Genomic DNA, 24,818 nt, shown 5'->3' on the forward strand with positions numbered 1-24,818 from the left:
TGTCGCGCGCCTGACGAGGGTGTTGCATCGAGGTGCCCTGGCCGATGGTGGTCCCGCTCCTGAGAGCGCCCAGGGAAAGCCGCATCGAAGCGCTTCGACACCTTTGGACACCCACTCCTGCACCGACCCACGACGTGCGTCTCGGACTGCGCGGCCCGCTGCGGCTCGCGCACGTCGGCTTCTCCGGTTGAGGGTCCGGGGAAAGCCGGCACGAAGAAGGGGCCCGGCACCGGAAGGCAGCGGTGCCGGGCCCCTTCAGGAACCCTATATGAAAATGGTTTCCACGAACTAGAGGTTGATGCCGGTCAGGACCAGCACGCGCTCGTAGGTGTAGTCGTCCATGGCGAACCGCACGCCCTCGCGGCCCACGCCGGACTGCTTGACACCGCCGTAGGGCATCTGGTCGGCCCGGTAGGACGGCACGTCGCCGATGACCACGCCGCCGACCTCCAGCGCCCGGTGGGCGCGGAAGGCGGTCTGCAGGTCGTGGGTGAACACGCCCGCCTGGAGGCCGTACTTGGAGTCGTTGACGGCGGCGAAGGCCGCGGCCTCGCCGTCCGCCTTCTGCACCGTGAGGACCGGTCCGAAGACCTCCTCGCAGGAGATCGTGACGTCGGCCGGGACCTCCGCCAGGACGGTCGGCGCGTAGGAGGCGCCGTCGCGCTTGCCGCCGGTGAGCAGCTGCGCCCCGGCGTCCACGGCCTCCTGGACCCACGTCTCGACCCGCTGGGCGGCGTCCTCGCTGACCAGCGGGCCGACGTCGGTCTTGTCGTCGCTCGGGTCGCCCGTGACCTGGGCCTCGACGGCGGCGACGATGCGCGGCAGCAGCCGGTCGTACACCGAGGCGTCGGCGATGACCCGCTGCACGGAGATGCAGGACTGGCCGCCCTGGTAGTTGGAGAAGGTGGCGATGCGGTTCGCCGCCCACTCCAGGTCCTCGTCGCTCGCCCAGTCGGCGAGGACGACGGCCGCGCCGTTGCCGCCCAGCTCCAGGGTGCAGTGCTTGCGCGGCACCGAGTCCATGATCGCGTAGCCGACCTTCTCGGAGCCCGTGAAGGAGATGACGGGCAGGCGCTCGTCCTGCACCAGTGCCGGCATCTTGTCGTTGGCGACCGGCAGGATGCTCCAGGAGCCCGCGGGCAGCTCGGTCTCGGCCAGCAGATCACCGATGATCAGGCCGGACAGCGGGGTGGCCGGCGCCGGCTTCAGGATGATCGGGGCGCCGGCGGCGATGGCCGGGGCGATCTTGTGGGCGCAGAGGTTCAGCGGGAAGTTGAAGGGCGCGATGCCGAGCACGACACCCTTCGGGAAGCGGCGGGTGAGGGCGAGCCGGCCCTGACCGCCGAGGTCGGTGTCGAGGCGCTGCGCCTCGCCGCCGTTGAACCGCCGGGCCTCCTCGGCCGCGAAGCGGAACACGGACACGGCCCGGCCGACCTCGCCGCGCGCCCACTTCATGGGCTTGCCGTTCTCGGCGGAGATCAGCTGGGCGATCTCCTCGGTGCGCTCGGCCAGGCGCTTGCTGACGTGGTCGAGGGCGGCGGCCCGGACGTGCGCGGGGGTGGCGGCGAACTCGTCCAGCACGGCGTGCGCGGCGGCAACGGCCTCCTCGACCTGCGCGTCCGTCGGCACGCTCACGGTGCCGACGAGCCGTCCGTCCCACGGGGAGGTGACGCCGAAGGTGTCCTCGCCGGTGGCCTGGCGGCCGGCGAGCCAGAAGGCGTGGGTGGAGGTCATGTGGGTTCCGGCCCTTCGGCGTTGGGGGTGATCTGGTCGTACGGCACCACGGTAGGCGCGAGGTGGCCGAAGGGCGTTTGTCCGGGCCGTAGCAGTGGCGGAGTCGGTTACTACGGTTTGGCTATTCGCTGGAGGCCGCCTTCAGGGCCAGCCACAGCTCCATCCGGACGTCCGGGTCGTCCAGGGACCGGCCGAGGATCTCCTCGACCCGGCGCATGCGGTAGCGCAGGGTGTGCCGGTGGACGCCGAGCTCGGCCGCCGCCGCGTCCCACTGGCCGTGCTTGGACAGCCAGGCGTGCAGGGAGGAGACGAGGTCGCCGCGGCCCGTGGCGTCGTGCTCGTACAGCGGCCGCAGCATGCCGTCGGCGAAGGCCCGTACCGCGTCGTCGGCCAGCAGCGGCAGCACCGAACCGGCCGCCATCTGCTCGTGCTCCACGAGGACGCGCCCGCGCCGCCTCGCCACCGACAGCGCCTGCTCGGCCTGCTTGTAGGCGGCGGACGCGGCGATGGGCCCGGCCGGTGCCGACAGGCCGACGACCAGTTCGTCGTCCTCGCCGCCGGGCACCTTCTCGCGTATGCCGGCCCGGGCCGTCTCCAGCGCGGCCGCGTACTCCCCGCAGGCCGCGGCGGCGGCGCCGCGGTCCGCGGCCAGCACCACCAGCCGCTCCCCCTCCGGCACGACCAGCACGGCCTCTCCGGCTCGGGCCGCGGCGGACTCCACGACGTCGGCGAGGGCCGCGAGGGGGTCGCCGGCGGTGTCGGCCGCGGCGAGCGCGGCGGCCGAGGGCCGGTCGACGGGCGGAGCGCCCTTGGGCGCCTCGGCACGGGCCAGCGCGGCCGACGCGGACACCGGCACCCGCTCCGCGACCAACATCCGGAACGGCGCGTCCAGCAGCTCGCCGTACAGGTCCCCGGCGACCGCGCGGGCGTGGTCCGGCTCCCCGGCCAGCAGCATGCGCAGCACCGCCGCGCCCACACGCTGCTCGGCCGCCTGGAGGGACCGGGAGCGTTCCGTGGTCAGGGTCAGCAGCGCGATGGCCGAGTGGACGGCGTAGCGCTCGGCGGTGCCCGGCGCGGCGGCGGTGCCCACGGCGAGGGCGGCCCGGGGACGGCGGCCGGTGCCGATGGTGTGCAGCTCGACCCGGTCCTCGTTCTCCGGCCCGCCGACCACGGACGAGGCGGGCGCGGCGCGGTCCCGCAGCTTCTGCACGTCGCCGGTGAGCCGCGCCGCGCGCCGCCCCGCCCACTCCGGTGCCGTGGCGACGACCGCGCCCGAGGCGTCGTACAGCGCCGCCCAGCCGTCGACCTGTGAGGCCAGCGCGGCCAGCAGCCCTTCCGGGCCGCCGGTCTGGGCCTGCCGGGTCAGCTCGCGCTGGGCGGCGAACCCGGCGGTGACGGCCCGGTACTGGTCGGCGGCGATCGCGGCGGACACGGCCTTGCTGATGGCGAGGAACGGCGTGCGGCGCGGCACCTCCAGCAGCGGCAGGCCCTCCTGCTCGGCCGCGTCGACGAGGGCCTTGGGGATCTCGTCGTAGTTGACGCCGACCGCGAAGCCGAGCCCGACCACTCCGGCCCCGGCCAGCCGCCGGACGTAGCGGAGCATGGCCTCCGGGTCCTCGGCGTCCAGCTTGAGCGCGGTGATCAGCAGCAGTTCCCCGCCCTCCATGTAGGGGACGGGGTCGGCGAGCTCGCTGACGTGCGCCCAGCGGACCGGCACGTCGAGGCGGTCTTCGCCCGCCCGCACGGTCAGCTTCAGCGCGGAGTGGTGGACGAGCGAGGCGAGCGTCGGGGGCATGAGGCCTTCTGCGTCAGGACTGTGTGATCTCTGTGGTCTTTTGGCCGCCGCGTATGAACGACCTGTGACGATTCTGCCTCACCGTACGATGCCCGCGCGCCCGTAGGGGTGGGAAGGGGTCAGCTCCGCAGGTCGACCAGCAACGGTGGCGCGTGCTCGCCCTTGACGTCGGTCAGCGACAGCACCGCGTGACCCGCCGGCACGGCGTGCGCCAGCTCGGAGGCGGACCAGCGTTCCCGCTCGACCTGCCGGACGGTCACCGCCCGCGCGGTCGGCGCCTTGCCGGTGATCACCCTTCGCAGCATGTGCACGGCCTTGCCCGCCGGGGTCTCCGCGATGATCTGCCGGTCGGTGACGTCCCGGGCCTCGGTCCACTCCTTGCCCCACACCTCGGCGAAGTCCTGTCCGTCCCAGGGCGTGAGCCCCGACAGCGCCATCCGGCAGCCGGTGGCTCCGAGCAGCGGCCCGCGCAGCGGCCGGGCCACGTCGTCCAGGGTCCGCAGGGTGAGCACCACCCCGGCGTTGCCGGAGCGCAACCGCTGGATGCCGCGCACGGCCTCCGGCGTCACCACGCCGGTCGCGTCGTCCAGCAGCAGGCAGGCGAACAGCGACCGGTCCTCGCGTACGGCGACACTCGCCGTGAACTGCGCGAGCACGAGCCGGGCCAGCATCCTGGAGGCGTCGGCGTGCCCGCGCTGGGGAAGGTCGATGCGCACCCGCACCGGGTGGTCGAGGGCCTTGAGCGTGAAGGGCCGGGACTGCCCGGAGGTGTCGAAGAACCCGGCGAAGGCTGGCCGGTCGAGCAGCGCGACACGATCGCCCAGCACGCCGCCGACGTCACCGGGCTGCCCCATCTGCCGCTCCCGGGCGTCGAGTTCCCGCAACAGCGAGTCCTGCCCGGCCTCCTGGAGTCCCTGCCGCAGCGCGGCGAACGGCCCCGGCGCCCCGTCCAGCAGCTGCCGCAGCTCCGGTACGGAGGGGAAACGCCCGTGCACGGCCCGGAACGGCCCGAGCAGCTGGGCGAGGACGGTGGTGGAGCGGCGGCTGTCACTGCCGGGGTGCGGGTCGGCGAGATCCCCGACGAGCGCCTCGGCCAGCACGGCGGCGGCCTCGTCCGGGTCGCTGGTGCCGCCGTACAGGTCGAGGTCGTACTCGGAGTCCTGGTTCCCGATCCGTACGACCACGTCGTACGCGTCGGCCGGCCCGAGCCCCGCGCCGGCCGCCCCGACGACGACCACGGCGGCCCGCCCGGCGAGCGCGTGCAGGCAGAGCGACTCGGCGAGCGGCCGCACGACGGTCCCGGTCTTGCCGGATCCGGCGGGGCCGACGGCGACGAGCGAGGTGCCGAGCAGGTCGGGCCCCAGGGCCAGCCCCGTGCCGCGGTAGGTGTAGGGGTTGCGGACGTCGTCCACGGTGGTGCCGAGCCGCACCTGCCCGGTGACGAGGTCGTGCCTCGCGAGCCGGGCGGGCAGGTCGCGCTCGCCGGAGGGGTGCAGGCAGGCGGCGGCGCCGTCCTTGAGCACGGCGCCGCTGAAGGTGGCCAGGCTGTGCCGCCCGGTGCGCACGCCCTGCCAGGCGCGCATGATCCGGGCGTGGTCGACGTCCCGCATCAGCCCGGAGCGGGCCTCGGCGGCGAGCCGCTCGGCGGCGTCGACGGCTCCGGCGGCACGCAGCTCGTTCCACTGGGCCGGGTCGTCCTCGGGAGTCGTGCGGGCCTCCTGGGGCTCCGTCCGGCGGAAGCGGGGGGTGACGAAGCGGCGCCACACCTCGCCCCAGCGGCCGAGCCGCGCCGCCCCGACCATGATCACCAGGGCGACGAGCAGCTCGTACCCCTGGTAGACGATGAACGTCCCGGTCTCCCCGAGGTCGCTGTCGCCGCCGCGCCAGGCGTCGGGGACGATCAGGTCGAACGGCACCCACCACCAGGTGCCGACGTAGCCGTTCTGAAGCAGCGACCAGATCAGCCAACCCACCAGGAAGGCGATCAGCGCCCCGCTGAGCAGCTGCCGGGTGGGGATCTCCTCGGGTTCCTCCGCGGGCCGCGGCCGGTGCCCGAACCGCCACACGCCCGGGGCGGCCTCGGGGCGCGGCGCCCGCAGCCAGCCGAGGAACGCGGACCCGTCCGGGGATGGCGGCATCCCCGGAGCCCGGGGCGGCAGGGGAGGCATCGCCGGCACCTCCGGCGGCCCCGCCGGGCGCGGCACGGGGCTCGCATGGGTACCCCGCACCTCGTGCGTCCCGTCGCTGTCCATCGCCCTTGCCCCCTGACCAGCCGCTCCGTCCACCATCAGCGAGCCAATCTAACGCCCTGCCCTGGGGAGTTCACCGCTTACACGGCCGGGTCGTGGGCACCGGTCCACGAGACTGCCATGTCCACCCCGGACAAGGCGCTGCGCCGACAACGCCCACATGGAGCATGCCCACCCCTCCTCCCCCGCCCTAGCCTGCGAGAAAAGAATCCCGAGCGTCCGCAAAGACCATCCGCACCACCCCAGGAGCCCCGCATGACCGCACTTCCGCAGGAGCGCCGCGTCGTCACCGCCATCCCCGGCCCGAAGTCGCAGGAGCTGCAGGCCCGCCGTACCGCCGCGGTCGCGCAGGGCGTGGGGTCCGTGCTGCCCGTGTTCACGGCCCGTGCCGGTGGCGGGATCGTCGAGGACGTCGACGGCAACCGGCTGATCGACTTCGGTTCGGGCATCGCCGTGACGTCCGTGGGCGCATCCGCCGAGGCCGTCGTACGCCGGGCGTCGGCGCAGCTCGCCGACTTCACCCACACCTGTTTCATGGTCACGCCCTACGAGGGGTACGTCGAAGTCGCCGAGGCCCTCGCCGAACTGACCCCCGGTGACCACGCCAAGAAGAGCGCCCTGTTCAACTCCGGCGCCGAGGCCGTCGAGAACGCCGTCAAGATCGCCCGCGCGTACACCAAGCGCCAGGCCGTCGTGGTGTTCGACCACGGCTACCACGGCCGCACCAACCTGACGATGGCGCTGACGGCGAAGAACATGCCGTACAAGCACGGCTTCGGCCCGTTCGCGCCCGAGGTGTACCGCGTGCCGGTGGCGTACGGCTACCGCTGGCCGACCGGGCCCGAGAACGCCGGCCCGGAGGCCGCCGCGCAGGCCATCGACCAGATCAGCAAGCAGGTCGGCGCCGAGAACGTCGCCGCGATCATCATCGAGCCGGTGCTCGGCGAGGGCGGCTTCATCGAGCCGGCCAAGGGCTTCCTGCCGGCGATCAGCAAGTTCGCCCAGGACAACGGCATCGTCTTCGTCGCCGACGAGATCCAGTCCGGCTTCTGCCGTACGGGCCAGTGGTTCGCCTGTGAGGACGAGGGCATCGTCCCGGACCTCATCACCACGGCCAAGGGCATCGCGGGCGGTCTGCCGCTCGCGGCCGTCACCGGGCGCGCCGAGATCATGGACGCCGCGCACGCCGGCGGCCTGGGCGGCACCTACGGCGGCAACCCGGTCGCCTGCGCCGGTGCGCTCGGCTCGATCGAGACGATGAAGGAGCTGGACCTCAACGCCAAGGCGAAGAACATCGAGGCGATCATGAAGGCCCGCCTCGGTGCCATGGCCGAGAAGTTCGACGTCATCGGCGACATCCGCGGCCGGGGCGCCATGATCGCCATCGAGCTGGTCAAGGACCGCACCACCAAGGAGCCGAACCCGGAGGCGACCGCCGCGCTCGCCAAGGCGTGCCACGCCGAGGGCCTGCTGGTCCTGACCTGTGGCACCTACGGCAACGTGCTCCGCTTCCTGCCCCCGCTGGTGATCGGCGATGACCTGCTCAACGAGGGCCTCGACATCATCGAGCAGGCGTTCTCCCGCATCTGAGCCCTCGGCACGCGTGTCCGGGCCGCCGTCCGGGCAGCCGCGCCGCCCCGGTTCCGCTACCGGGGCGGTCGGCGGCAGAGCGTGTGAAGAAGGTGTGCGAGGTGCATGGCAGGCGGCCCAACGGTCTGTCCTGCGCCCCGCCCCTGCCGTAGGTTCTACCCAGATGAGAGATACACCCCGCCCGCAGGGGACTGTGGGTGACATCAGGCCGGGGCCTCCCCAGCTTCGACCTGGTCGTGCCCTCGCGCACACAACCGGAGCCTGAGGCTCTGGATCTCCTCACCGATCGGACGGTCGCCGCCCCAAACCCCCCGGGGCGCGCGACGTTCCGGTCCTGACGGCCGCCCCGGAACTCCCCCCCTGTTCCGGGGCGGCCGTCTTCCCCCCTTCGCTCGCCCCCCTGGCCCGGGGCCGCCGTCTTCCCCCTTCACTCGCCCCCGTGGTCCGGGGCCGCCGTCTTCCCCTTTGCTTCCCCCTGAGCGACACCGCGCGTGCGGTTCACGTGATCCCCCCGAGGGGCCGCGAGCGGATGAGCGTGCTCGTGCCAGGCTGTGCCCCATGCCGATCTCCGCGAACCGGGGCCGCGCCGACCTCCCGGGCCCCGTCGCACTCCTGCTCGCCGTTCCGGCTGTCCTGTTCGGCCTGATCACCTGGCAGGTCGCAGCCGACGGTCCGCTGGTCGGGCTCGACGAACGCCTCAGCCGCGTCCTGGTGAACCCGGACCGCTGCTCCGAGCTCCTCGCCGATCTGGGCAACGTCCAGGCCGCGGTCCCGCTCCTCGCCCTCGCACTCGGGTACGTCGCCGTTCGCCGCCGGCGCGCCGGCACGGACCGCTGGTGGCTGCCCGTCGTCGCCGCGGCCCTGCTCATGGTCCTGGTCCCGGCGCTGATCGTCCCCCTGAAGGCGCTCATGGCCCGCCCGGGCACCCCGGCCGAACCGCCCGGCACCGGCTACTACCCCTCGGGCCACACCGCCACCGCCGCCGTCGCCTACGGCTCCGCGACCCTGCTCCTGCTGCCTTGGCTCCGCACCCCCCTGGCCCGCCGCACCCTGATCACCCTCTGCGCCGCCCTGGTCCTCGCCGCGAGCTACGGCCTGGTCCGCCGCGGCTACCACTGGCCGCTGGACGTGGCGGGCAGCTGGTGCCTGTGCACGGTGCTGCTCACGTCGCTGTGGCTGTTCCTCCGGCGCGACAGCGGCGGAGCGCCCCGGGCGCCAGACGCCCGCCAGCTCCCGTAGTGAGGCCATCGCCGGGTTCCTGGCCAGTGCCGGACAGTGGCGTTCGAGATACTCCGCACCATCGGTGATGAATGCCAACCCTGGCCCGGAACCAGCCGCATCCCCCCGCCCCGGACCCACTCCCTCACCCCCCGCCCCCCGTCGCCAGCCCCGCCGCTGCCTCGTGCATCGCCAGTTCCAGCAGGGCCGGGTCCGTCAGCGTGCCCGTGCCGTCCGGGGGGACCAGCCAGCGGACGCCGCCGGGTGAGGAGCGGCCCGGGTACGGTACGACGATCCAGGTCCCCGCGCCCGCCGTGCGGATGCCCGTGCCGAGCCAGCGGGCCGCGGTGCCCGGCGGCACGAAGAACCCCATGCGGGCGTCGCCGAAGTCGACGAGCACGGGGCCCGGCCGGTCGAGGACACGGGTGAGCACGTCGAGCGTGGCGTAGCCGAGTTCGCCGGGCAGGATCAGCACGTCCCAGGCACGGCCGGCCGGCAGCAGCGCGACGCCGAGCGGATTGCGCTCCCACTCCCAGCGGCAGGCCTCGGGATCGGGTGCGACGGATGCGAGCCACTCGACCGCCGTCTTCGCACCGGTCATCGTCAAAGACCCCCTTCTCTCTCGCGGACCTCACGGGGCGCGCGGGGCGTCCGTGAGGGCATCACGAGGGAGAAGGGGGTGTCCCCCCGGCCATTACGCGGGTTTCGGCACCTCGTTGGAGTGAACCGGATCACACCCGGTCGGTCAGCTGTCGAATCCCAGCCCCAACCGGTCCATCGTGCGCAGCCACAGGTTGCGGCGGCCGCCCTGGGCGTCCGCGCGGGCCAGGGACCACTTGGTGAGGGCGATGCCCGTCCAGGCGAACGGCTCGGGCGGGAACGGCAGGGGCTTCTTGCGGACCATCTCCAGTTCCGTGCGTTCGGTGCGTTCGCCGGACAGCAGGTCCAGCATCACGTCGGCGCCGAACCGGGTGGCCCCGACCCCGAGCCCCGTGTACCCGGCCGCGTAGGCCACCTTGCCCTGGTGGGCGGTGCCGAAGAACGCCGAGAAGCGGGAGCAGGTGTCGATCGCGCCGCCCCACGCGTGGCTGAAGCGGACGCCCTCCAACTGCGGGAAGCAGGTGAAGAAGTGACCGGCGAGCTTGGCGTAGGTCTCGGGCCGGTCGTCGTACTCGGCGCGGACGCGGCCGCCGTAGGGGTAGATCGCGTCGTAGCCGCCCCACAGGATCCGGTTGTCGGCGGACAGCCGGAAGTAGTGGAACTGATTGGCGCTGTCGCCGAGGCCCTGGCGGTTCTTCCAGCCGATCGAGCCGAGCTGCTCGGGCGTGAGCGGCTCCGTCATCAGGGCGTAGTCGTAGACCGGGACGGTGTACGAGCGGACGCGTCTGACCAGGTTCGGGAAGATGTTGGTGCCGAGGGCGACCTGGCGGGCGCGGATCCGGCCGTAGGGGGTGCGCACGGCCATACCCGCGCCGAAGGGCTTCAGGGTCAGGGCGGGGGTGTTCTCGTAGACGCGCACGCCCAGTTCGAGGCAGGCCCGCTTCAGGCCCCAGGCGAGCTTGGCGGGGTGCAGCATGGCGACGCCCCTGCGGTCCCACAGCCCGGCCTGGAACGTGGGTGAGTCCACCTGCTCCCGTACGGCGTCGGCGTCCAGGAACTCGACGCCGTCGGCCAGCCCCCGGCGGGAGATCTCCTCGTGCCACTCGCGCAGTTCGCGCGCCTGGTACGGCTCGGTGGCGACGTCGATCTCGCCGGTGCGCTCGAAGTCGCAGTCGAGGGAGTGCCGGGCGACGGCGGCCTCGATGGCGTCGAGGTTGCGCTCGCCCAGCTGCTGCAGGGTGTGGATCTCGTCGGGCCAGCGGGCGAGGCCGTTGGGCAGGCCGTGGGTGAGGGAGGCGGCACAGAAGCCGCCGTTGCGTCCGGAGGCGGCCCAGCCGACCTCGCGGCCCTCCACCAGCACCACGTCCCGCTGCGGATCGCGTTCCTTGGCGATCAGCGCCGTCCACAGCCCGCTGTAGCCGCCCCCGACGACCAGCAGGTCGCAGGTCTCGGAGGTGGTGAGGGCGGGCTGGGGGCGGGGCCGGCCGGGGTCGTCCAGCCAGTACGGGACCGGCTGGACGTCGGAAAGCGAACGGGTCCACTGATTCATGGCGCTCGGGGCCATGATGTCAACTCCCTACGGTTATGCCTTTTGTCTGGTGCGACGATTTCCGACGATCATGGAAACCAGCACGAACAGTACGGCGACGACGAACATGGTCGTGCCGATGACATTGATCTGAACGGGCGTTCCGCGCTGCGCCGACCCCCACACGAACATCGGGAAGGTGACGGTCGAGCCGGCGTTGAAATTGGTGATGATGAAGTCGTCGAAGGAGAGCGCGAAGGCGAGCAGTGCGCCCGCCGCGATTCCGGGGGCCGCGATCGGCAGCGTGACCCGGACGAAGGTCTGGAACGGGCCCGCGTACAGGTCCCGCGCCGCCTCCTCCAATTTCGGGTCCATCGACATCACACGCGCCTTGACGGCCGTGACGACGAAACTCAGGCAGAACATGATGTGGGCGATGAGGATCGTCCAGAAGCCCAGCTGGGCGCCCATGTTGAGGAACAGGGTGAGCAGCGAGGCGGCCATGACGACCTCGGGCATCGCCATCGGCAGGAAGATCAGCGAGTTCACGGCGCCGCGGGCGCGGAACCGGTAGCGGACCAGCGCGAAGGCGATCAGGGTGCCGAGGAGGGTGGCGCCGAGGGTCGCCCAGACCGCGATCTGGAGGCTGAGGGACAGCGATCCGCACAGCCCGGAGACCCCGCACGGGTCCTTCCAGGCGTCCAGGGAGAACTGCTGCCATTCGTAGTTGAAGCGCCCCTTCGGTTTGTTGAAGGAGAACACCGTGACGACGACGTTCGGCAGGAGCAGATAGCCGAGGGTCAGCAGTCCCGCGATGACGACGAGATTTCTTTTCAGCCAGTTGACGAAGGGCATTTAGACCAGATCCTCCGTCCCGGACCTGCGGATGTAGACGGTGACCATGAGCAGGATGGCCGCCATGAGGATGAAGGAGAGTGCCGCGGCCGTCGGATAGTCGAGCACTCTGAGGAACTGTGTCTGGATCACGTTTCCGACCATGCGGGTGTCGGTGGAGCCGAGCAGATCGGCGTTCACGTAGTCACCGGCCGCCGGGATGAAGGTCAGCAAAGTTCCGGAGACGACACCCGGCATGGACAGCGGGAAGGTGACCTTGCGGAAGGTCGTCCAGGGCCGGGCGTACAGGTCGCCCGCCGCCTCGTGGAGCCGGCCGTCGATGCGCTCCAGCGAGGTGTAGAGCGGAAGGATCATGAACGGCAGGAAGTTGTACGTCAGGCCGCACACCACCGCGAGCGGGGTGGCCAGGACGCGGTCCCCGGCGGTCATGCCGAGCCAGTTGGTGACGTCCAGGACGTGCAGCGTGTTGAGGGCGCCGACGACCGGTCCGCCGTCCGCGAGGATCGTCTTCCAGGCCAGGGTGCGGATCAGGAAGCTGGTGAAGAACGGCGCGATCACCAGGATCATGATCAGGTTCTTCCAGCGGCCCGCGCGGAAGGCGATCAGATAGGCAAGCGGGTAGCCGAGCAGCAGGCACAGGATGGTCGCCGTGCCCGCGTAGAGCACCGAGCGGACGAACTGCGGCCAGTACGCGGACAGCGCCTCCCAGTACGTGGCGAAGTGCCAGGTGACCTTGTAGCCCTGCTCCAGGGAGCCCGTCTGCACGGACGTGGACGCCTGGTAGATCATCGGCAGCGCGAAGAAGACGACCAGCCACAGGATGCCGGGCAGCAGCAGCCAGTACGGCGTGAAGCGGCCCCGGCGCTTGGGGGGCTTGGATGCGGGCGCTTGCGGCGCGAGAGGCGGTGGTGCCTCGGTGAGTGTCGACATCAGGCCGCCTCTTCCACTCCCGCGTCGGCGTCCTGGGCGGCGTCCAGGCCGAAGGTGTGGGCCGGGTTCCAGTGCAGGACCACCTCGGCGCCGGGGACCAGGCGGGGGTCGCGGTCGATGTTCTGGGCGTAGACCTCGAAGTCGGAGCAGACCGGGCTGTCGACGACGTACTGCGTGGAGACGCCGATGAAGCTGGAGTCGGCGATCCGGCCGGTGATGCGGTTGCGGCCCTCGGCTATCTCACCGGCGTCGTCCGCGTGGGTGAGGGAGATCTTCTCCGGGCGCACACCGACGAGCACCTTTCCGCCGGCCGTCGCGGGCGCCGAACATCGCGCCCCGGGCAGGACGAGCTTGCCGCCGCCCGCCTTCAGCACGATCTCCTCGCCGCTCTTGGAGTCGACCTCGGCCTCGATGAAGTTGGAGGTGCCGAGGAAGTTCGCGACGAACGTGGTGCGCGGGTTCTCGTAGAGATCGGTCGGCGATCCGAGCTGCTCGACCCGGCCCGCGTTCATCACGGCGACCGTGTCGGCCATGGTCATGGCCTCCTCCTGGTCGTGCGTGACGTGGATGAAGGTGATGCCGACCTCGGTCTGGATGCGCTTGAGCTCCAGCTGCATCTGGCGGCGCAGCTTGAGGTCGAGGGCGCCGAGCGGCTCGTCGAGCAGGAGCACCTTGGGGTGGTTGATCAGGGCGCGGGCGACGGCGACGCGCTGCTGCTGGCCGCCGGAGAGCTGGTGCGGCTTCTTGCGCGCCTGCTCGCCGAGCTGGACGAGGTCGAGCATCTCGTCGACCTGCTTCTTCACCGACTTCAGGCCGCGTCGGCGCAGACCGAAGGCGACGTTCTCGAAGATGTCGAGGTGCGGGAAGAGGGCGTAGGACTGGAAGACGGTGTTCACCGGCCGCTTGTACGGCGGGAGGGCGGTCACGTCCTGGTCGCCCAGGTGCACGGTGCCGGCGGAGGGTTCCTCCAGGCCGGCGATCATGCGCAGGGTGGTGGTCTTGCCGCAGCCGGAGGCGCCGAGCAGGGCGAAGAAGGAGCCCTGCGGCACGGTCAGGTCGAGCGGGTGGACGGCGGTGAAGGCGCCGTAGGTCTTGGCTATGCCCGTGAGGCGGACGTCGCCGCCGGGGCCGGTCTGGTTCGTCATGGTGGTCACGCCCCCGTCAGCTTCGCGAACTTCGCTTCGAACTCGGTCTCTTCCTTCGAGCTCAGCGAGCGGAAGGCATGGGACTTGGCGGCCATGGCCTTGTCGGGAATGATCAGCGGGTTGTTCGCCGCGTCCTCGTCGATCTTCGCGAGCTCGGTCTTCACGCCGTCGACCGGGCACACGTAGTTGATGTATGCGGCGAGTTCGGCGGCGGCCTTCGGCTCGTAGTAATAGTCGATGAGCCGTTCGGCGTTGGTCTTGTGCCGGGCCTTGTTGGGGATCAGCAGGTTGTCGGTGGACGTCACGTAGCCGCTGTCCGGGATGAGGAAGTCGATGTCGGGGCTGTCCGCCTTGAGCTGGACGACGTCCCCGGCCCAGGCGACACAGGCCGCGAAGTCGCCGCTGGTCAGGTCCGAGGTGTAGTCGTTGCCGGTGAAGCGGCGGATCTGGCCCTTGTCGACGGCCTTCTGCAGGCGCGCGATGGCCGCGTCGTAGTCGTCGGCGGTGAAGTCGGCCGGGTCCTTGCCCATGTCGAGCAGCGTCATGCCGATGCTGTCACGCATCTCCGAGAGGAACCCGACCCGCCCCTTGAGCTTGGGGTTGTCGAGCAGGTCGGAGACCGACTTCACCTCGACGCCGTCGAGGGCCTTCTTGTTGTACGCGATGACGGTCGAGATGCCCTGCCAGACGTACGAGTAGGCGCGGCCCGGGTCCCAGTCGGGGCTGCGGAACTGGGCGGACAGGTTGGTGTAGGCGTGGGGCAGGTTGCTCGGGTCGAGCTTCTGCACCCAGCCGAGGCGGATGAGGCGGGCGGCCAGCCAGTCGGTGAGGACGATCAGGTCGCGGCCGGTGTCCTGGCCCGCTGCGAGCTGCGGCTTGATCTTGCCGAAGAACTCGTTGTTGTCGTTGATGTCCTCGCTGTACTTGACCTTGATGCCGGTCCGCTGCGCGAACCGGTCCAGGGTCGGGTGGTGCTTCCCGCTGTCGTCGACGTCCATGTACTCGGTCCAGTTGGAGAAGTTCACCGTCTTCTCCTTGACCGAGTGGTCCTCTGCCGAGACGCCGCCCTGCGTCTGTCCGGCGGCGGGGATGCCGCAGGCGCTCAATGTGCCGAGTCCGCCGGCCGCGAGCGCCCCACCCGCCGAGGCGCGCAGGAGGGACCGCCGGGTGAGGGAGGCCCTGCCGTTCTTGAAACTGCGCCTCATGGCGGCCCTTTGGACCGCGGACAGGCGGTCGGGCTCGTACTGCTCCATGCGCGTGGTGCCCTTTCGGAGGGTGGACGGCCGTTGGTCAGGCGGCCTGCGATTCGGCTATCGGTCCCCGAAGACGGTGCGGTGCCAGTCCTTGGCCGCGACCGCCGTGTTGTCGAACATGACGTGCTTGATCTGGGTGTACTCCTCGAAGGAGTACGCGGACATGTCCTTGCCGTAGCCGGAGGACTTGTAGCCGCCGTGCGGCATCTCGCTGATGATCGGGATGTGGTCGTTGATCCACACGCAGCCGGCCTTGATCTCGCGTGTGGCGCGGTTGGCCCGGTACACGTCGCGGCTCCAGGCGGAGGCGGCCAGACCGTACGGGGTGTCGTTGGCGAGCGCGAGACCCTCGTCGTCGGTGTCGAACGGCAGCACGACCAGGACCGGTCCGAAGATCTCCGACTGGACGACCTCGCTGTCCTGGGCCGCGCCGGCGATGAGCGTGGGCCGGTAGTAGGCGCCCTTGGCGAGCTCCCCCTCGGGGGCCTCGCCGCCGGTCACCACGCGCGCGTAGGCCCGCGCCCGGTCCACGAACCCGGCGACCCGGTCGCGCTGCACGTGCGAGATCAGCGGGCCGAGGTCGGTCCCGGCGGCGAAGGGGTCACCGAGCCGGACGCTCTCCATGAGCGCCGCGGTCCGCTCCACGAAGGCCTCGTACAGCGGCCGCTGCACGTACGCGCGGGTGGCGGCCGTGCAGTCCTGCCCGGTGTTGATGAGGGAGCCCGCGACCGCGCCGTGGGCGGCGGCCTCCAGGTCGGCGTCGTCGAAGACCACGAAGGGCGCCTTGCCGCCGAGCTCCAGGTGAAGGCGCTTGACGGTGGCGGTGGCGACCTCGGCGACGCGCTTGCCCACGGCGGTGGAGCCCGTGAAGGAGGTCATGGCCACGTCGGGGTGCCCGACGAGGTGCTCCCCGGCCTCCTTTCCGGTGCCGGTGACGATGTTGATCACACCGTCCGGGATCCCGGCGTCCGTGGCCGCCTGGGCGAAGAGCAGCGAGGTCAGCGGGGTGAGCTCGGCGGGCTTCAGGACGATGGTGTTGCCCGCGGCGATCGCCGGGAGGATCTTCCAGGCGGCCATCTGGAGGGGGTAGTTCCAGGGCGCGATCGAGCCGACGACACCGATGGGCTCGCGCCGGACGTACGAGGTGTGGTCCCCGGAGTACTCACCGGCCGACTGGCCCTGCAGATGCCGTGCCGCACCGGCGAAGAAGGCGGCGTTGTCGATGGTCCCGGGGACGTCGAACTCGCGGGTCAGCTTCAGCGGCTTGCCGCACTGGAGCGACTCGGCCCGGGCGAAGTCCTCGGCCCGGTCGGCGAGGACCGCGGCGAACCGGTGCAGGGCGTCGGACCGCTCGCCCGGGGTGGCTCCCGCCCAGCCGGGGAAGGCCGCGCGGGCCGCGGCGACGGCCCGGTCGACGTCGGCCGGGCCCGCCAGCTCGTAGGTGAGGACCTCCTCGCCCGTGGCAGGGTCGACGACCGCGTGCGTACGTCCGGAGGTGCCCCTGGTCAGACGGCCCGCGATGTACTGCGCGCCCTCAGCGAAGCGCTCCTCGGCCGGGAATCGGTCCGGGGTGGCAGTGCCCGGGATGTGCATGTCGCTCTCCTCCGTGTCCCCTGACGGGGCCGGCGTGGCTCAGGCTCGATTTGAGTGCCGATCCTGACAGAGGTATGGGACTCCAACAAGTGATTCCGTTGTTGATTTTTGGTTACGCGACGGAATCTGTCGACCAGGTGTCGAGTTCGCTGCGAAAAGGCAGGACGCTGTGTCCGTGGTGCGTGCCAGACTCGCGTGCATGGAGAAGATCACGGGGGCGGTCGGTTCGCAGGAGGCCCTGATCAGGGCGGTCCGTGCGGGGGCCAGGGTGAAGTATCTGCACTTCTGGGGGCACCGGCCGCGGCCGGACGGCCGGATCGGGGCGAGCTGTCTGAGCCAGTGGTGGCCGGCGCCGTTCACGGTCGACGGCGTCACCTATGCGACGGCCGAGCACTGGATGATGGCGGGCAAGGCGCGGCTCTTCGAGGACGCGGCGGCGGAGCGGGCCGTGCTGGCCGCGGAGCATCCCGCCGAGGCCAAGAAGGCGGGGCGGCTGGTGCGCGGCTTCGACGAGGCGGTCTGGGCGCGCGAGCGGTTCCGGATCGTCGTGGAGGGCAGCGTCCACAAGTTCGCCGCGCACCCCGAGCTGCAGGGGTACCTGCTGGGCACGGGCGAGCGGGTGCTGGTCGAGGCGAGCCCCGTGGACCGGGTGTGGGGCATCGGGCTGGCCGCGGACGACGAGGCGGCGGGCGATCCGCAGCGGTGGCGGGGGCCCAATCTGCTGGGGTTCGCGCTGATGGAGGCGCGGGAGCGGCTGCGTACGGCGGGAGCATGACGAAGGGGCCGGTCCTGGAGGACCGGCCCCGTCGCGCCGCTGCGTTCAGGAGGCTGCGCCGAGTCCGCCCATGATGCTGGCGAACAGCAGGAAGCCCAGCAGGGGGAGGATCACGGTGGCGATGATGCCGCAGACCAGTCCCGCGGTCGCCGCGCCCTTGTTGGTGGCCTCACCCCGGGTGGCCCTGCCGCGGCCGATGGCGCCGAAGATGATCGCGAGAATGCCCAGGATCACGCCGAAGAACCACATGATGAACGTCACGCTGCACACCACGCCGATGATGCCCAGCACCAGTCCCGTGGTGCCCATGCCGTTGCTCGGCTGCGCGGGCATCCCGTAGCCGGGCGCCTGCGGGTAGCCCACGGGCGGCGCGGCCGGGTAGCCGGGGCCGCCCTGGGGGTAGCCGTAGCCGGGGGCCGCGGGGGGCTGCTGCGGATAGCCGTAGCCGGGGGTGCCCGGGGGCTGGGCCGGCGGGCCGAAGCCACCGGGAGGCGGGTTGCTGTGGGACATGGACGTTCTCCCCTCCGTTGTCAGACCAGGGCATCGTAGTGGCCAAGTCGGCCCACAGAGCCTGTGTTTCAGCGGAGGGAGGGGGCGGTGGCCACCGGGCCGAGGGTGCCGTAGTACGGATCGTCGTCGGAGCTGTCGCTGTTGATCGCGGCCGTGATGCCGACGGCGATCAGGACGATCACCACGATGCCGAGGATGCTCCCGATGATGCCCATGATCAGACCGGCCTGGGCCTGCCCGTGGTTGGTGGCCACTCCGGCCTCGGCCCGCTTGCGGCCCTTGATGCCGAAGACGACGGCGAGGATGCCCGTGACCAGGGAGACCACGCCGTAGAGGCAGAAGAGGGTGCAGGAGACGATGCCGAGCACCATCGCGGCGATGCCCAGGCCGTTCTGTGGGGTCGCGGGCATGCCGGGCCAGCCGTAGCCGGACTGGGTGTATCCGGACTGCGGGTAGCCGGGGTAGCCGTAACCGCCGGTCGCTCCCGGGCCGGAGGGGGCCACGGGCGGGGGCGGGACAGCACCGGCACCGGCACCGGACGGGTCGTACTGCGGCGTGCCCGTCGGCGGCGTGAAGCCCGGCATGGAGGTGACCGTGGCCTGGTCGTGGACGGACGGCGGCTGCGGCGTCTGGTTCTTGTCGAGCGAGGGCTTGCTCTCCGGCGGCGCCCACGGGTCGTGGCTGCCTCCGTCGGGCTGCGTCGCGTCCGTCATCCTGCGGTCCCCCCTGGGTCGATCGTCCCGTCATGCTACGGGGCCGGTCGGTGCGTGCCACAGTGCGGGTGCACCGAAGCCCGGCCGGGCGGTTCCCCGCGCCCCGGAAGGGGCGTTGCCACCACCGCATACGATGAAACCGAGTCATCGATCAGCCGATCACCCGCGCCCGCCCGCCCTGTGCCGGCCGGAGCGCCGTTCCGGGGAGGACCCTTGACCCAGCACCTCGTCGACCCCCACGCCCCGCGCGACCTGAAGGCCTTCATCGCGGAACTGCCCAAGGCCGAACTGCACGTCCACCACGTGGGCTCCGCCTCTCCCCGGATCGTCTCCGAACTGGCCGCGCGGCACCCCGACTCGAAGGTGCCGACCGATCCCGAAGCCCTGGCCGACTACTTCACCTTCACCGACTTCGCGCACTTCATCGACGTGTACCTGTCGGTCGTGGACCTGATCCGCACCCCGGAGGACGTCCGGCTGCTGACGTACGAGGTGGCCCGGGAGCTGGCCCGGCAGCGGGTGCGGTACGCCGAGCTGACCATCACGCCCTTCTCGTCCACCCGGCGCGGCATCGACGAGATGGCCTTCATGGACGCGATCGAGGACGCCCGCAAGGCCGCCGAGTCCGACTTCGGGACCGTGCTGCGCTGGTGCTTCGACATCCCCGGCGAGGCGGGCCTGGAGGCCGCAGAGGAGACGACCCGGCTCGCCACCGACGACCGGCTGCGCCCGGAGGGCCTGGTCTCCTTCGGTCTCGGCGGACCCGAGGTCGGCGTGGAGCGGCCGCAGTTCAAGCCGTACTTCGACCGGGCGATCGCCGCCGGGCTGCACTCCGTACCGCACGCCGGCGAGACGACCGGACCGCAGACGGTGTGGGACGCGCTGACCCATCTGCAGGCCGAGCGCATCGGGCACGGCACCAGCTCCGTGCAGGACCCGAAGCTGCTCGCGCACCTCGCCGAGCACCGGATCCCGCTGGAGGTGTGCCCGACCTCGAACATCGCCACGCGCGCGGTCCGCACCCTCGACGAGCACCCGATCAAGGAGTTCGTGCAGGCCGGGGTCCTGGTGACCGTCAACTCCGACGACCCGCCGATGTTCGGCACCGACCTCGACAACGAGTACGCGGTCGCCGCCCGGCTCCTGGACCTCGACGTGCGGGGCCTGGCCGAGCTGGCGAAGAACGCCGTCGAGGCCTCCTTCCTCGACGCGCCGGGCAAGGCCCGCATCGCCGGCGAGATCGACGCGTACACCGCGCGGTGGCTCGCCCGGTGACGCCCTCCCCGGTCGCCGTCGCCCACCGCGGCGACCCCTACCGCGTCCGCGAGAACACCGTCGCCTCGCTGCGTTCCGCCCTGCGCCGGGGCGCGGACGCGGTGGAGATCGACGTCCGGCTCACCCGGGACGGCGTGCCGGTGCTGCTGCACGACCGGACGCTGAAGCGGCTGTGGGAGCACGAACGACCGCTGTCCGCCCTGTCCTTCGATGAGGTGCGCGGGCTGACCGGCGGCGGGGTGCCGGCCCTGGCCGAGGCACTGGAGACGACCGCGGGCCACCGGGTGATGGTGGACCTGCCCGGATCGCCCGACGTGCGGGCGGTGCGCCGGATCATGGGCGTGGTGCGGGAGGCCGGGGCGGCGGAGCGCGTGTACTACTGCGCGGGCGCCGACGCCATGCTCGCCGTGCGCGCGGCGGACCCGGACGCCGAGATCGCCCTGACGTGGACGACGCTGGCCCCGCCCCGGCCGGTGCTGCTGGAGGCCATCGGCCCGCGCTGGCTCAACTACCGCTTCTCCCTGGTGGACCGCCCCCTCGCCGACCGCGTGCACCGCGACGGCCACCTGCTGTCGGTCTGGACTCCCGACACCCGCCGCTCCATGCGGCGGCTGCTGGAGGCGGGCGTGGACTCGATCACGACGAACCGCGTCGACGTGCTGTGCGCCACCCGTGCGAGCGCCGCGGCACCGTCGCCGGTTCGGCCGGGCTCGCACGCGTGAGGTAGGGCGCCACCGGCGCGCCGTCCGTGCCGGTGGCGTAGCCGCCGGGCACGCCCGGCAGGGCGTCGTCCGCCCGCCGCGAGCCGCCGGGCGCCACGTGGAACAGCCTGCCCTCCGGGAGACGACGTGCGGGTTCTCGGGACCACGGTGTTTCCTCAGACGCCCGGCACGGGCACGGCCACCGGCGCGGTCAGCGCCTCCAGCCGCTTGATCCGCTGCCGTACGACGTACAGCGGGATCACCCCGAACACGCCGAAGGACATGTCGATCACCGACCACCAGAGGGGAATGCCGCGGATCGGCCCGCAGATCAGGGCGAGCGGGACGATGCCCGCGCAGGCGATCATCCCGAACTCGACGACCCAGATGTTGCGGACCGGGTCGCGGTAGGGCCCGTAGAAGGCGACCGCGATCACCAGGTGCGCGAAGGCCAGCCAGTCCGTGCCGTAGAGGAGGAAGGGGTGTTCGGCGTCGGCCTCGTCGAGACCGGCCCGCACCCGCCCGATCCAGTCCGTCAGCCCCGGCAGGTGGTCGCCGACGGACAGCGCCCGCAACAGGTCCTCGGTCCAGCGCAGTTCGTGGACGAGGGGGAAGGCGGTGGCGCCGCTGAGCACCAGACACACCACGAAGAAGACCAGCCACGCACGGATGCCCTTCAGCAGGGCGGCTCTGTCGCTCATGCGACGCACTCTACGCCTGTAATTGAACGCGTTCAAAAATGAGTGACGCTTCGCCTCCCGGCACGCGAACGGCCCCGGACGGAGAGGAACCGTCCGGGGCCGTTCAGCGGTGCGGGAAGGGCTACGCGTCCAGCGACGTCATCACGTGCTTGATCCGCGTGTAGTCCTCGAAGCCGTAGCCCGAGAGGTCCTTGCCGTAGCCGGACTTCTTGAAGCCGCCGTGGGGCATCTCGGCGACCAGCGGGATGTGCGTGTTGATCCACACACAGCCGAAGTCGAGCTTCTTCGACATCCGCATGGCGCGGCCGTGGTCCTTGGTCCACACGGAGGAGGCCAGCGCGTACTCGACGCCGTTGGCCCACTCCACGGCCTGCTCCTCGTCGGAGAAGGACTGGACGGTGATGACCGGGCCGAAGACCTCCTTCTGGACGATCTCGTCGGTCTGCTTCAGGCCCGAGACGACGGTCGGCGCGTAGAAGTAGCCCTTGTCGCCGACCCGCTTGCCGCCGGCCTCCACGCGCGCGTGCGCGGGCAGCCGGTCGATGAAGCCCTCGACCTGCTTGAGCTGGTTGGGGTTGTTGAGCGGGCCGAACAGCACGTCCTCGTCGTCCGGCTGCCCGGTCTTCGTCTCGGACGCGGCCTTCGCCAGCGCGGAGACGAACTCGTCGTGGATGGACTCGTGGACGAGCACGCGCGTGGCGGCGGTGCAGTCCTGACCGGCGTTGAAGTAGCCCGCGACCGAGATGTCCTCGACGGCCTTGGCGATGTCGGTGTCCTCGAAGACGAGGACCGGGGCCTTGCCGCCCAGTTCCAGGTGGACGCGCTTGACGTCCTTGGAGGCGGACTCGGCGACCTGGATGCCGGCCCGGACGGAACCGGTGATGGACGCCATCGCCGGCGTCTCGTGCTCGACCATCATGCGGCCGGTCTCACGGTCGCCGCAGATGACGTTGAAGACGCCCTTGGGGACGATCGAGCCGATGATCTCGGCGATGAGGACCGTCGAGGCCGGAGTGGTGTCGGACGGCTTCAGCACGACGGTGTTGCCCGCCGCGATCGCCGGGGCGAACTTCCACACCGCCATCATCATCGGGTAGTTCCACGGCGCGACCTGCGCGCAGACGCCGACCGGCTCCCGGCGCACGATGGAGGTCAGGCCCTCCATGTACTCACCGGCCGAGCGGCCCTCCAGCATCCGCGCCGCACCCGCGAAGAAGCGGATCTGGTCGACCATCGGCGGGATCTCCTCGGAGCGGGTCAGCCCGACCGGCTTGCCCGTGTTCTCCACCTCGGCCGCGATCAGCTCCTCGGCGCGCTCCTCGAAGGCGTCCGCGATCTTCAGCAGGGCCTTCTGGCGCTCGGCGGGCGTGGTGTCGCGCCAGCCGGGAAAGGCCTCGGCGGCCGCCGCCATCGCGGCGTCCACGTCGGCCTGCCCGGACAGCGGAGCGGTCGCGTACGCCTCGCCCGTCGCGGGATTGACCACCTCGGTGGTCCGTCCGTCGGCGGCGTCCCGGAACTCACCGCCGATGTAGTTGCGCAGACGACGCAGCTCGGTGCTCACTGCCGGCCCTCCAGTTCGGATGTCCATTACTTGAGACACCACCCTAGTCGGCGCACCCACGTTTTCAACACCCCCGCTCCCTTCGATCGTGCGGAATCCGCAGGCTCAGGGCGTTGAAACAACGAATTTCATCGATCGAGGCTTGCGGAAGTGTCGAGACCTCGTGCACAGTGACCTCGTGGCCAGTCGAAGCGCAGACCAGAAGGGCTCGCGGGAGCACCGCGAGCCCTCCCGCGAGTCCAGGAACGGCAGCTCGCCGCAGCTGGACGCCGTGTCCCTCGCCATCATCGAGCAGCTCCAGGAGGACGGCCGGCGGCCGTACGCCGCCATCGGCAAGGCCGTCGGCCTGTCGGAGGCGGCGGTGCGCCAGCGCGTCCAGAAGCTGCTCGACCAGGGCGTGATGCAGATCGTCGCCGTCACGGACCCGCTCACCGTGGGCTTCCGCAGACAGGCGATGGTCGGCGTCAACGTCGAGGGCGACGTGGAGGCGGTCGCGGACGCGCTGTCGGCCATGTCCGAGTGCGAGTACGTGGTGATGACCGCGGGCTCGTTCGACCTGATGGTGGAGATCGTCTGCGAGGACGACGACCACCTTCTGGACGTCATCAACAAACGCATCCGGGCCGTGCCCGGAGTGCGCTCCACCGAGAGCTTCGTCTACCTCAAGCTCAAGAAGCAGACCTACATGTGGGGAACCCGATAACCGTGAGGACCCGATAGCCGTGAGCAAGGACCTCTCCCAGTCCGCGTACGACCACCTGTGGATGCACTTCACGCGCATGTCGTCGTACGAGAAGGCCCCCGTCCCCACGATCGTCCGGGGCGAGGGCACGTACATCTACGACGACCAGGGCAAGCGCTACCTGGACGGCCTCGCCGGCCTCTTCGTGGTGCAGGCCGGACACGGCCGGGTGGAGCTCGCCGAGACCGCCTTCAAGCAGGCGCAGGAACTCGCGTTCTTCCCGGTGTGGTCCTACGCCCACCCCAAGGCCGTCGAGCTGGCCGAGCGCCTCGCCCACCACGCCCCGGGCGACCTCAACAAGGTCTTCTTCACCACCGGCGGCGGCGAGGCGGTGGAGACCGCCTGGAAGCTCGCCAAGCAGTACTTCAAGCTGGTCGGCAAGCCCACCAAGCACAAGGTCATATCCCGCGCGGTCGCCTACCACGGCACCCCGCAGGGCGCCCTGTCCATCACCGGCCTGCCGGGCCTGAAGGCCCCCTTCGAGCCGCTGGTGCCGGGCGCGCACAAGGTGCCCAACACCAACATCTACCGCGCCCCGATCTTCGGCGACGACCCGGAGGCCTTCGGCCGCTGGGCCGCCGACCAGATCGAGCAGCAGATCCTCTTCGAGGGCCCGGACACCGTCGCCGCGGTCTTCCTGGAGCCCGTGCAGAACGCCGGCGGCTGCTTCCCGCCCCCGCCCGGCTACTTCCGGCGCGTGCGCGAGATCTGCGACCAGTACGACGTGCTGCTCGTCTCGGACGAGGTCATCTGCGCCTTCGGCCGCCTGGGCACGTACTTCGCCTGCGACAAGTTCGACTACGTGCCGGACATGATCACCTGCGCCAAGGGCATGACCTCGGGCTACTCCCCGATCGGCGCCTGCATCATCTCCGACCGCCTGGCCGAGCCCTTCTACAAGGGCGACAACACCTTCCTGCACGGCTACACCTTCGGCGGTCACCCGGTCTCCGCGGCCGTGGGCCTGGCCAACCTCGACCTGTTCGAGCGCGAGAACCTCAACCAGCACGTCCTGGACAACGAGGGCAACTTCCGCTCCACCCTGGAGAAGCTGCACGACCTGCCGATCGTCGGAGACGTGCGCGGCAACGGCTTCTTCTACGGCATCGAGCTCGTCAAGGACAAGGCCACCAAGGAGTCCTTCGACGCCGACGAGACCGAGCGCGTGCTGTACGGCTTCCTCTCCAAGAAGCTGTACGAGAACGGCCTGTACTGCCGGGCCGACGACCGCGGCGACCCGGTCGTGCAGCTCGCGCCGCCGCTGATCTCGGACCAGTCGACGTTCGACGAGATCGAGCAGATCCTGCGGGCCACGCTCTCGGAGGCCTGGACCAAGCTCTGATCCGTCGC

21 protein-coding genes and 1 pseudogene are annotated in these 24,818 nt (G+C 71.2%); 8 read left to right on the top strand and 14 right to left on the bottom strand.

What is annotated here, in order from left to right:
• Nucleotides 1-288 precede the first annotated feature (288 nt).
• The 3 genes from ACFZDI_RS00195 to ACFZDI_RS00205 form a co-directional block, all read right to left on the bottom strand.
• The gene (locus tag ACFZDI_RS00195; RefSeq protein ID WP_391246770.1) at nucleotides 289-1,734 is read right to left on the bottom strand and encodes an aldehyde dehydrogenase family protein; all 1,446 of its coding nucleotides are present in this window, start codon (nucleotides 1,732-1,734) and stop codon (nucleotides 289-291) included.
• Between the two features lie 121 nt (nucleotides 1,735-1,855).
• On the bottom strand, nucleotides 1,856-3,529 hold the full coding sequence (locus tag ACFZDI_RS00200; protein ID WP_391246772.1) for a PucR family transcriptional regulator ligand-binding domain-containing protein: 1,674 nt from the start codon (nucleotides 3,527-3,529) through the stop codon (nucleotides 1,856-1,858).
• A gap of 119 nt (nucleotides 3,530-3,648) precedes the next feature.
• Nucleotides 3,649-5,781: an ATP-binding protein gene (locus ACFZDI_RS00205; RefSeq protein WP_234849941.1), complete on the bottom strand. Its 2,133-nt coding sequence runs from the start codon at nucleotides 5,779-5,781 to the stop codon at nucleotides 3,649-3,651.
• A 252-nt stretch (nucleotides 5,782-6,033) separates the two neighbouring features.
• Here ACFZDI_RS00205 and gabT point away from each other — a divergent pair, with 252 nt between their 5' ends.
• From gabT to ACFZDI_RS00220, 3 genes and pseudogenes are all read left to right on the top strand, one after another.
• Nucleotides 6,034-7,368 (top strand): 4-aminobutyrate--2-oxoglutarate transaminase, encoded by a 1,335-nt coding sequence (gene gabT / locus ACFZDI_RS00210; RefSeq protein ID WP_391246774.1) that lies wholly within the window; start codon nucleotides 6,034-6,036, stop codon nucleotides 7,366-7,368.
• Between the two features lie 163 nt (nucleotides 7,369-7,531).
• Nucleotides 7,532-7,791, top strand: a pseudogene (locus ACFZDI_RS00215) (phosphoesterase); the annotation flags it as partial.
• 135 nt (nucleotides 7,792-7,926) lie between these two features.
• Nucleotides 7,927-8,607, top strand: coding sequence for a phosphatase PAP2 family protein (locus tag ACFZDI_RS00220; RefSeq protein ID WP_391247989.1), 681 nt, complete (start codon nucleotides 7,927-7,929; stop codon nucleotides 8,605-8,607).
• Between the two features lie 124 nt (nucleotides 8,608-8,731).
• On the opposite strand, the gene ACFZDI_RS00225 is transcribed toward ACFZDI_RS00220, so the two are convergent.
• From ACFZDI_RS00225 to ACFZDI_RS00255, 7 genes are all read right to left on the bottom strand, one after another.
• The gene (locus ACFZDI_RS00225) at nucleotides 8,732-9,187 is read right to left on the bottom strand and encodes a hypothetical protein (RefSeq protein ID WP_391246776.1); all 456 of its coding nucleotides are present in this window, start codon (nucleotides 9,185-9,187) and stop codon (nucleotides 8,732-8,734) included.
• A 144-nt stretch (nucleotides 9,188-9,331) separates the two neighbouring features.
• Complete coding sequence (locus ACFZDI_RS00230) at nucleotides 9,332-10,750, bottom strand: FAD-dependent oxidoreductase (RefSeq protein WP_391246778.1); 1,419 nt, start codon at nucleotides 10,748-10,750, stop codon at nucleotides 9,332-9,334.
• Nucleotides 10,751-10,768: 18 nt separating this feature from the next.
• Nucleotides 10,769-11,569: an ABC transporter permease gene (locus ACFZDI_RS00235; protein ID WP_234850796.1), complete on the bottom strand. Its 801-nt coding sequence runs from the start codon at nucleotides 11,567-11,569 to the stop codon at nucleotides 10,769-10,771.
• Nucleotides 11,570-12,499, bottom strand: a complete 930-nt coding sequence (locus ACFZDI_RS00240; RefSeq protein ID WP_391246781.1) for an ABC transporter permease subunit — start codon at nucleotides 12,497-12,499, stop codon at nucleotides 11,570-11,572.
• Nucleotides 12,499-13,644: an ABC transporter ATP-binding protein gene (locus ACFZDI_RS00245; protein ID WP_234850802.1), complete on the bottom strand. Its 1,146-nt coding sequence runs from the start codon at nucleotides 13,642-13,644 to the stop codon at nucleotides 12,499-12,501. Before ACFZDI_RS00245 ends, ACFZDI_RS00240 begins: the two co-directional genes overlap by 1 nt.
• 5 nt (nucleotides 13,645-13,649) lie before the next feature.
• Entirely contained in the window at nucleotides 13,650-14,897 is a 1,248-nt protein-coding gene (locus ACFZDI_RS00250) for a spermidine/putrescine ABC transporter substrate-binding protein (RefSeq protein ID WP_234850798.1), read from the bottom strand.
• Nucleotides 14,898-14,954: 57 nt separating this feature from the next.
• Nucleotides 14,955-16,490 carry an aminobutyraldehyde dehydrogenase gene (locus ACFZDI_RS00255; RefSeq protein WP_391246783.1) on the bottom strand — a complete coding sequence of 512 codons (1,536 nt, stop codon included), beginning with the start codon at nucleotides 16,488-16,490 and terminating at the stop codon, nucleotides 14,955-14,957.
• A gap of 199 nt (nucleotides 16,491-16,689) precedes the next feature.
• Between ACFZDI_RS00255 and ACFZDI_RS00260 the strand changes: the two genes are divergently transcribed.
• On the top strand, nucleotides 16,690-17,265 hold the full coding sequence (locus ACFZDI_RS00260) for an NADAR family protein (protein WP_234850800.1): 576 nt from the start codon (nucleotides 16,690-16,692) through the stop codon (nucleotides 17,263-17,265).
• Nucleotides 17,266-17,310: 45 nt separating this feature from the next.
• On the opposite strand, the gene ACFZDI_RS00265 is transcribed toward ACFZDI_RS00260, so the two are convergent.
• On the bottom strand, nucleotides 17,311-17,775 hold the full coding sequence (locus ACFZDI_RS00265; protein ID WP_344368832.1) for a DUF4190 domain-containing protein: 465 nt from the start codon (nucleotides 17,773-17,775) through the stop codon (nucleotides 17,311-17,313).
• Nucleotides 17,776-17,843: 68 nt separating this feature from the next.
• The gene (locus tag ACFZDI_RS00270; RefSeq protein ID WP_391246786.1) at nucleotides 17,844-18,488 is read right to left on the bottom strand and encodes a DUF4190 domain-containing protein; all 645 of its coding nucleotides are present in this window, start codon (nucleotides 18,486-18,488) and stop codon (nucleotides 17,844-17,846) included.
• Between the two features lie 213 nt (nucleotides 18,489-18,701).
• On the opposite strand from ACFZDI_RS00270, the gene ACFZDI_RS00275 reads away from it, so the two are divergent.
• Nucleotides 18,702-19,763, top strand: a complete 1,062-nt coding sequence (locus tag ACFZDI_RS00275) for an adenosine deaminase (protein ID WP_391246788.1) — start codon at nucleotides 18,702-18,704, stop codon at nucleotides 19,761-19,763.
• Nucleotides 19,760-20,485: a glycerophosphodiester phosphodiesterase gene (locus ACFZDI_RS00280; protein WP_234849920.1), complete on the top strand. Its 726-nt coding sequence runs from the start codon at nucleotides 19,760-19,762 to the stop codon at nucleotides 20,483-20,485. Before ACFZDI_RS00275 ends, ACFZDI_RS00280 begins: the two co-directional genes overlap by 4 nt.
• Before the next feature lie 155 nt (nucleotides 20,486-20,640).
• Here the strand turns inward: ACFZDI_RS00280 and ACFZDI_RS00285 are convergent, their stop codons facing one another.
• Nucleotides 20,641-21,165 (bottom strand): hypothetical protein, encoded by a 525-nt coding sequence (locus ACFZDI_RS00285; protein WP_361121850.1) that lies wholly within the window; start codon nucleotides 21,163-21,165, stop codon nucleotides 20,641-20,643.
• Between the two features lie 121 nt (nucleotides 21,166-21,286).
• Nucleotides 21,287-22,726 (bottom strand): gamma-aminobutyraldehyde dehydrogenase, encoded by a 1,440-nt coding sequence (locus ACFZDI_RS00290; RefSeq protein WP_234849918.1) that lies wholly within the window; start codon nucleotides 22,724-22,726, stop codon nucleotides 21,287-21,289.
• Between the two features lie 163 nt (nucleotides 22,727-22,889).
• Between ACFZDI_RS00290 and ACFZDI_RS00295 the strand changes: the two genes are divergently transcribed.
• Nucleotides 22,890-23,429, top strand: coding sequence for an Lrp/AsnC family transcriptional regulator (locus ACFZDI_RS00295; protein ID WP_062929334.1), 540 nt, complete (start codon nucleotides 22,890-22,892; stop codon nucleotides 23,427-23,429).
• A gap of 19 nt (nucleotides 23,430-23,448) precedes the next feature.
• Nucleotides 23,449-24,810 carry an aspartate aminotransferase family protein gene (locus tag ACFZDI_RS00300; protein ID WP_308287541.1) on the top strand — a complete coding sequence of 454 codons (1,362 nt, stop codon included), beginning with the start codon at nucleotides 23,449-23,451 and terminating at the stop codon, nucleotides 24,808-24,810.
• The last annotated feature ends 8 nt before the right edge of the window (nucleotides 24,811-24,818 follow it).

The sequence above is a fragment of the Streptomyces sp. NPDC007907 genome (genome assembly GCF_042959365.1).
Lineage (GTDB): Bacteria > Actinomycetota > Actinomycetes > Streptomycetales > Streptomycetaceae > Streptomyces > Streptomyces indiaensis.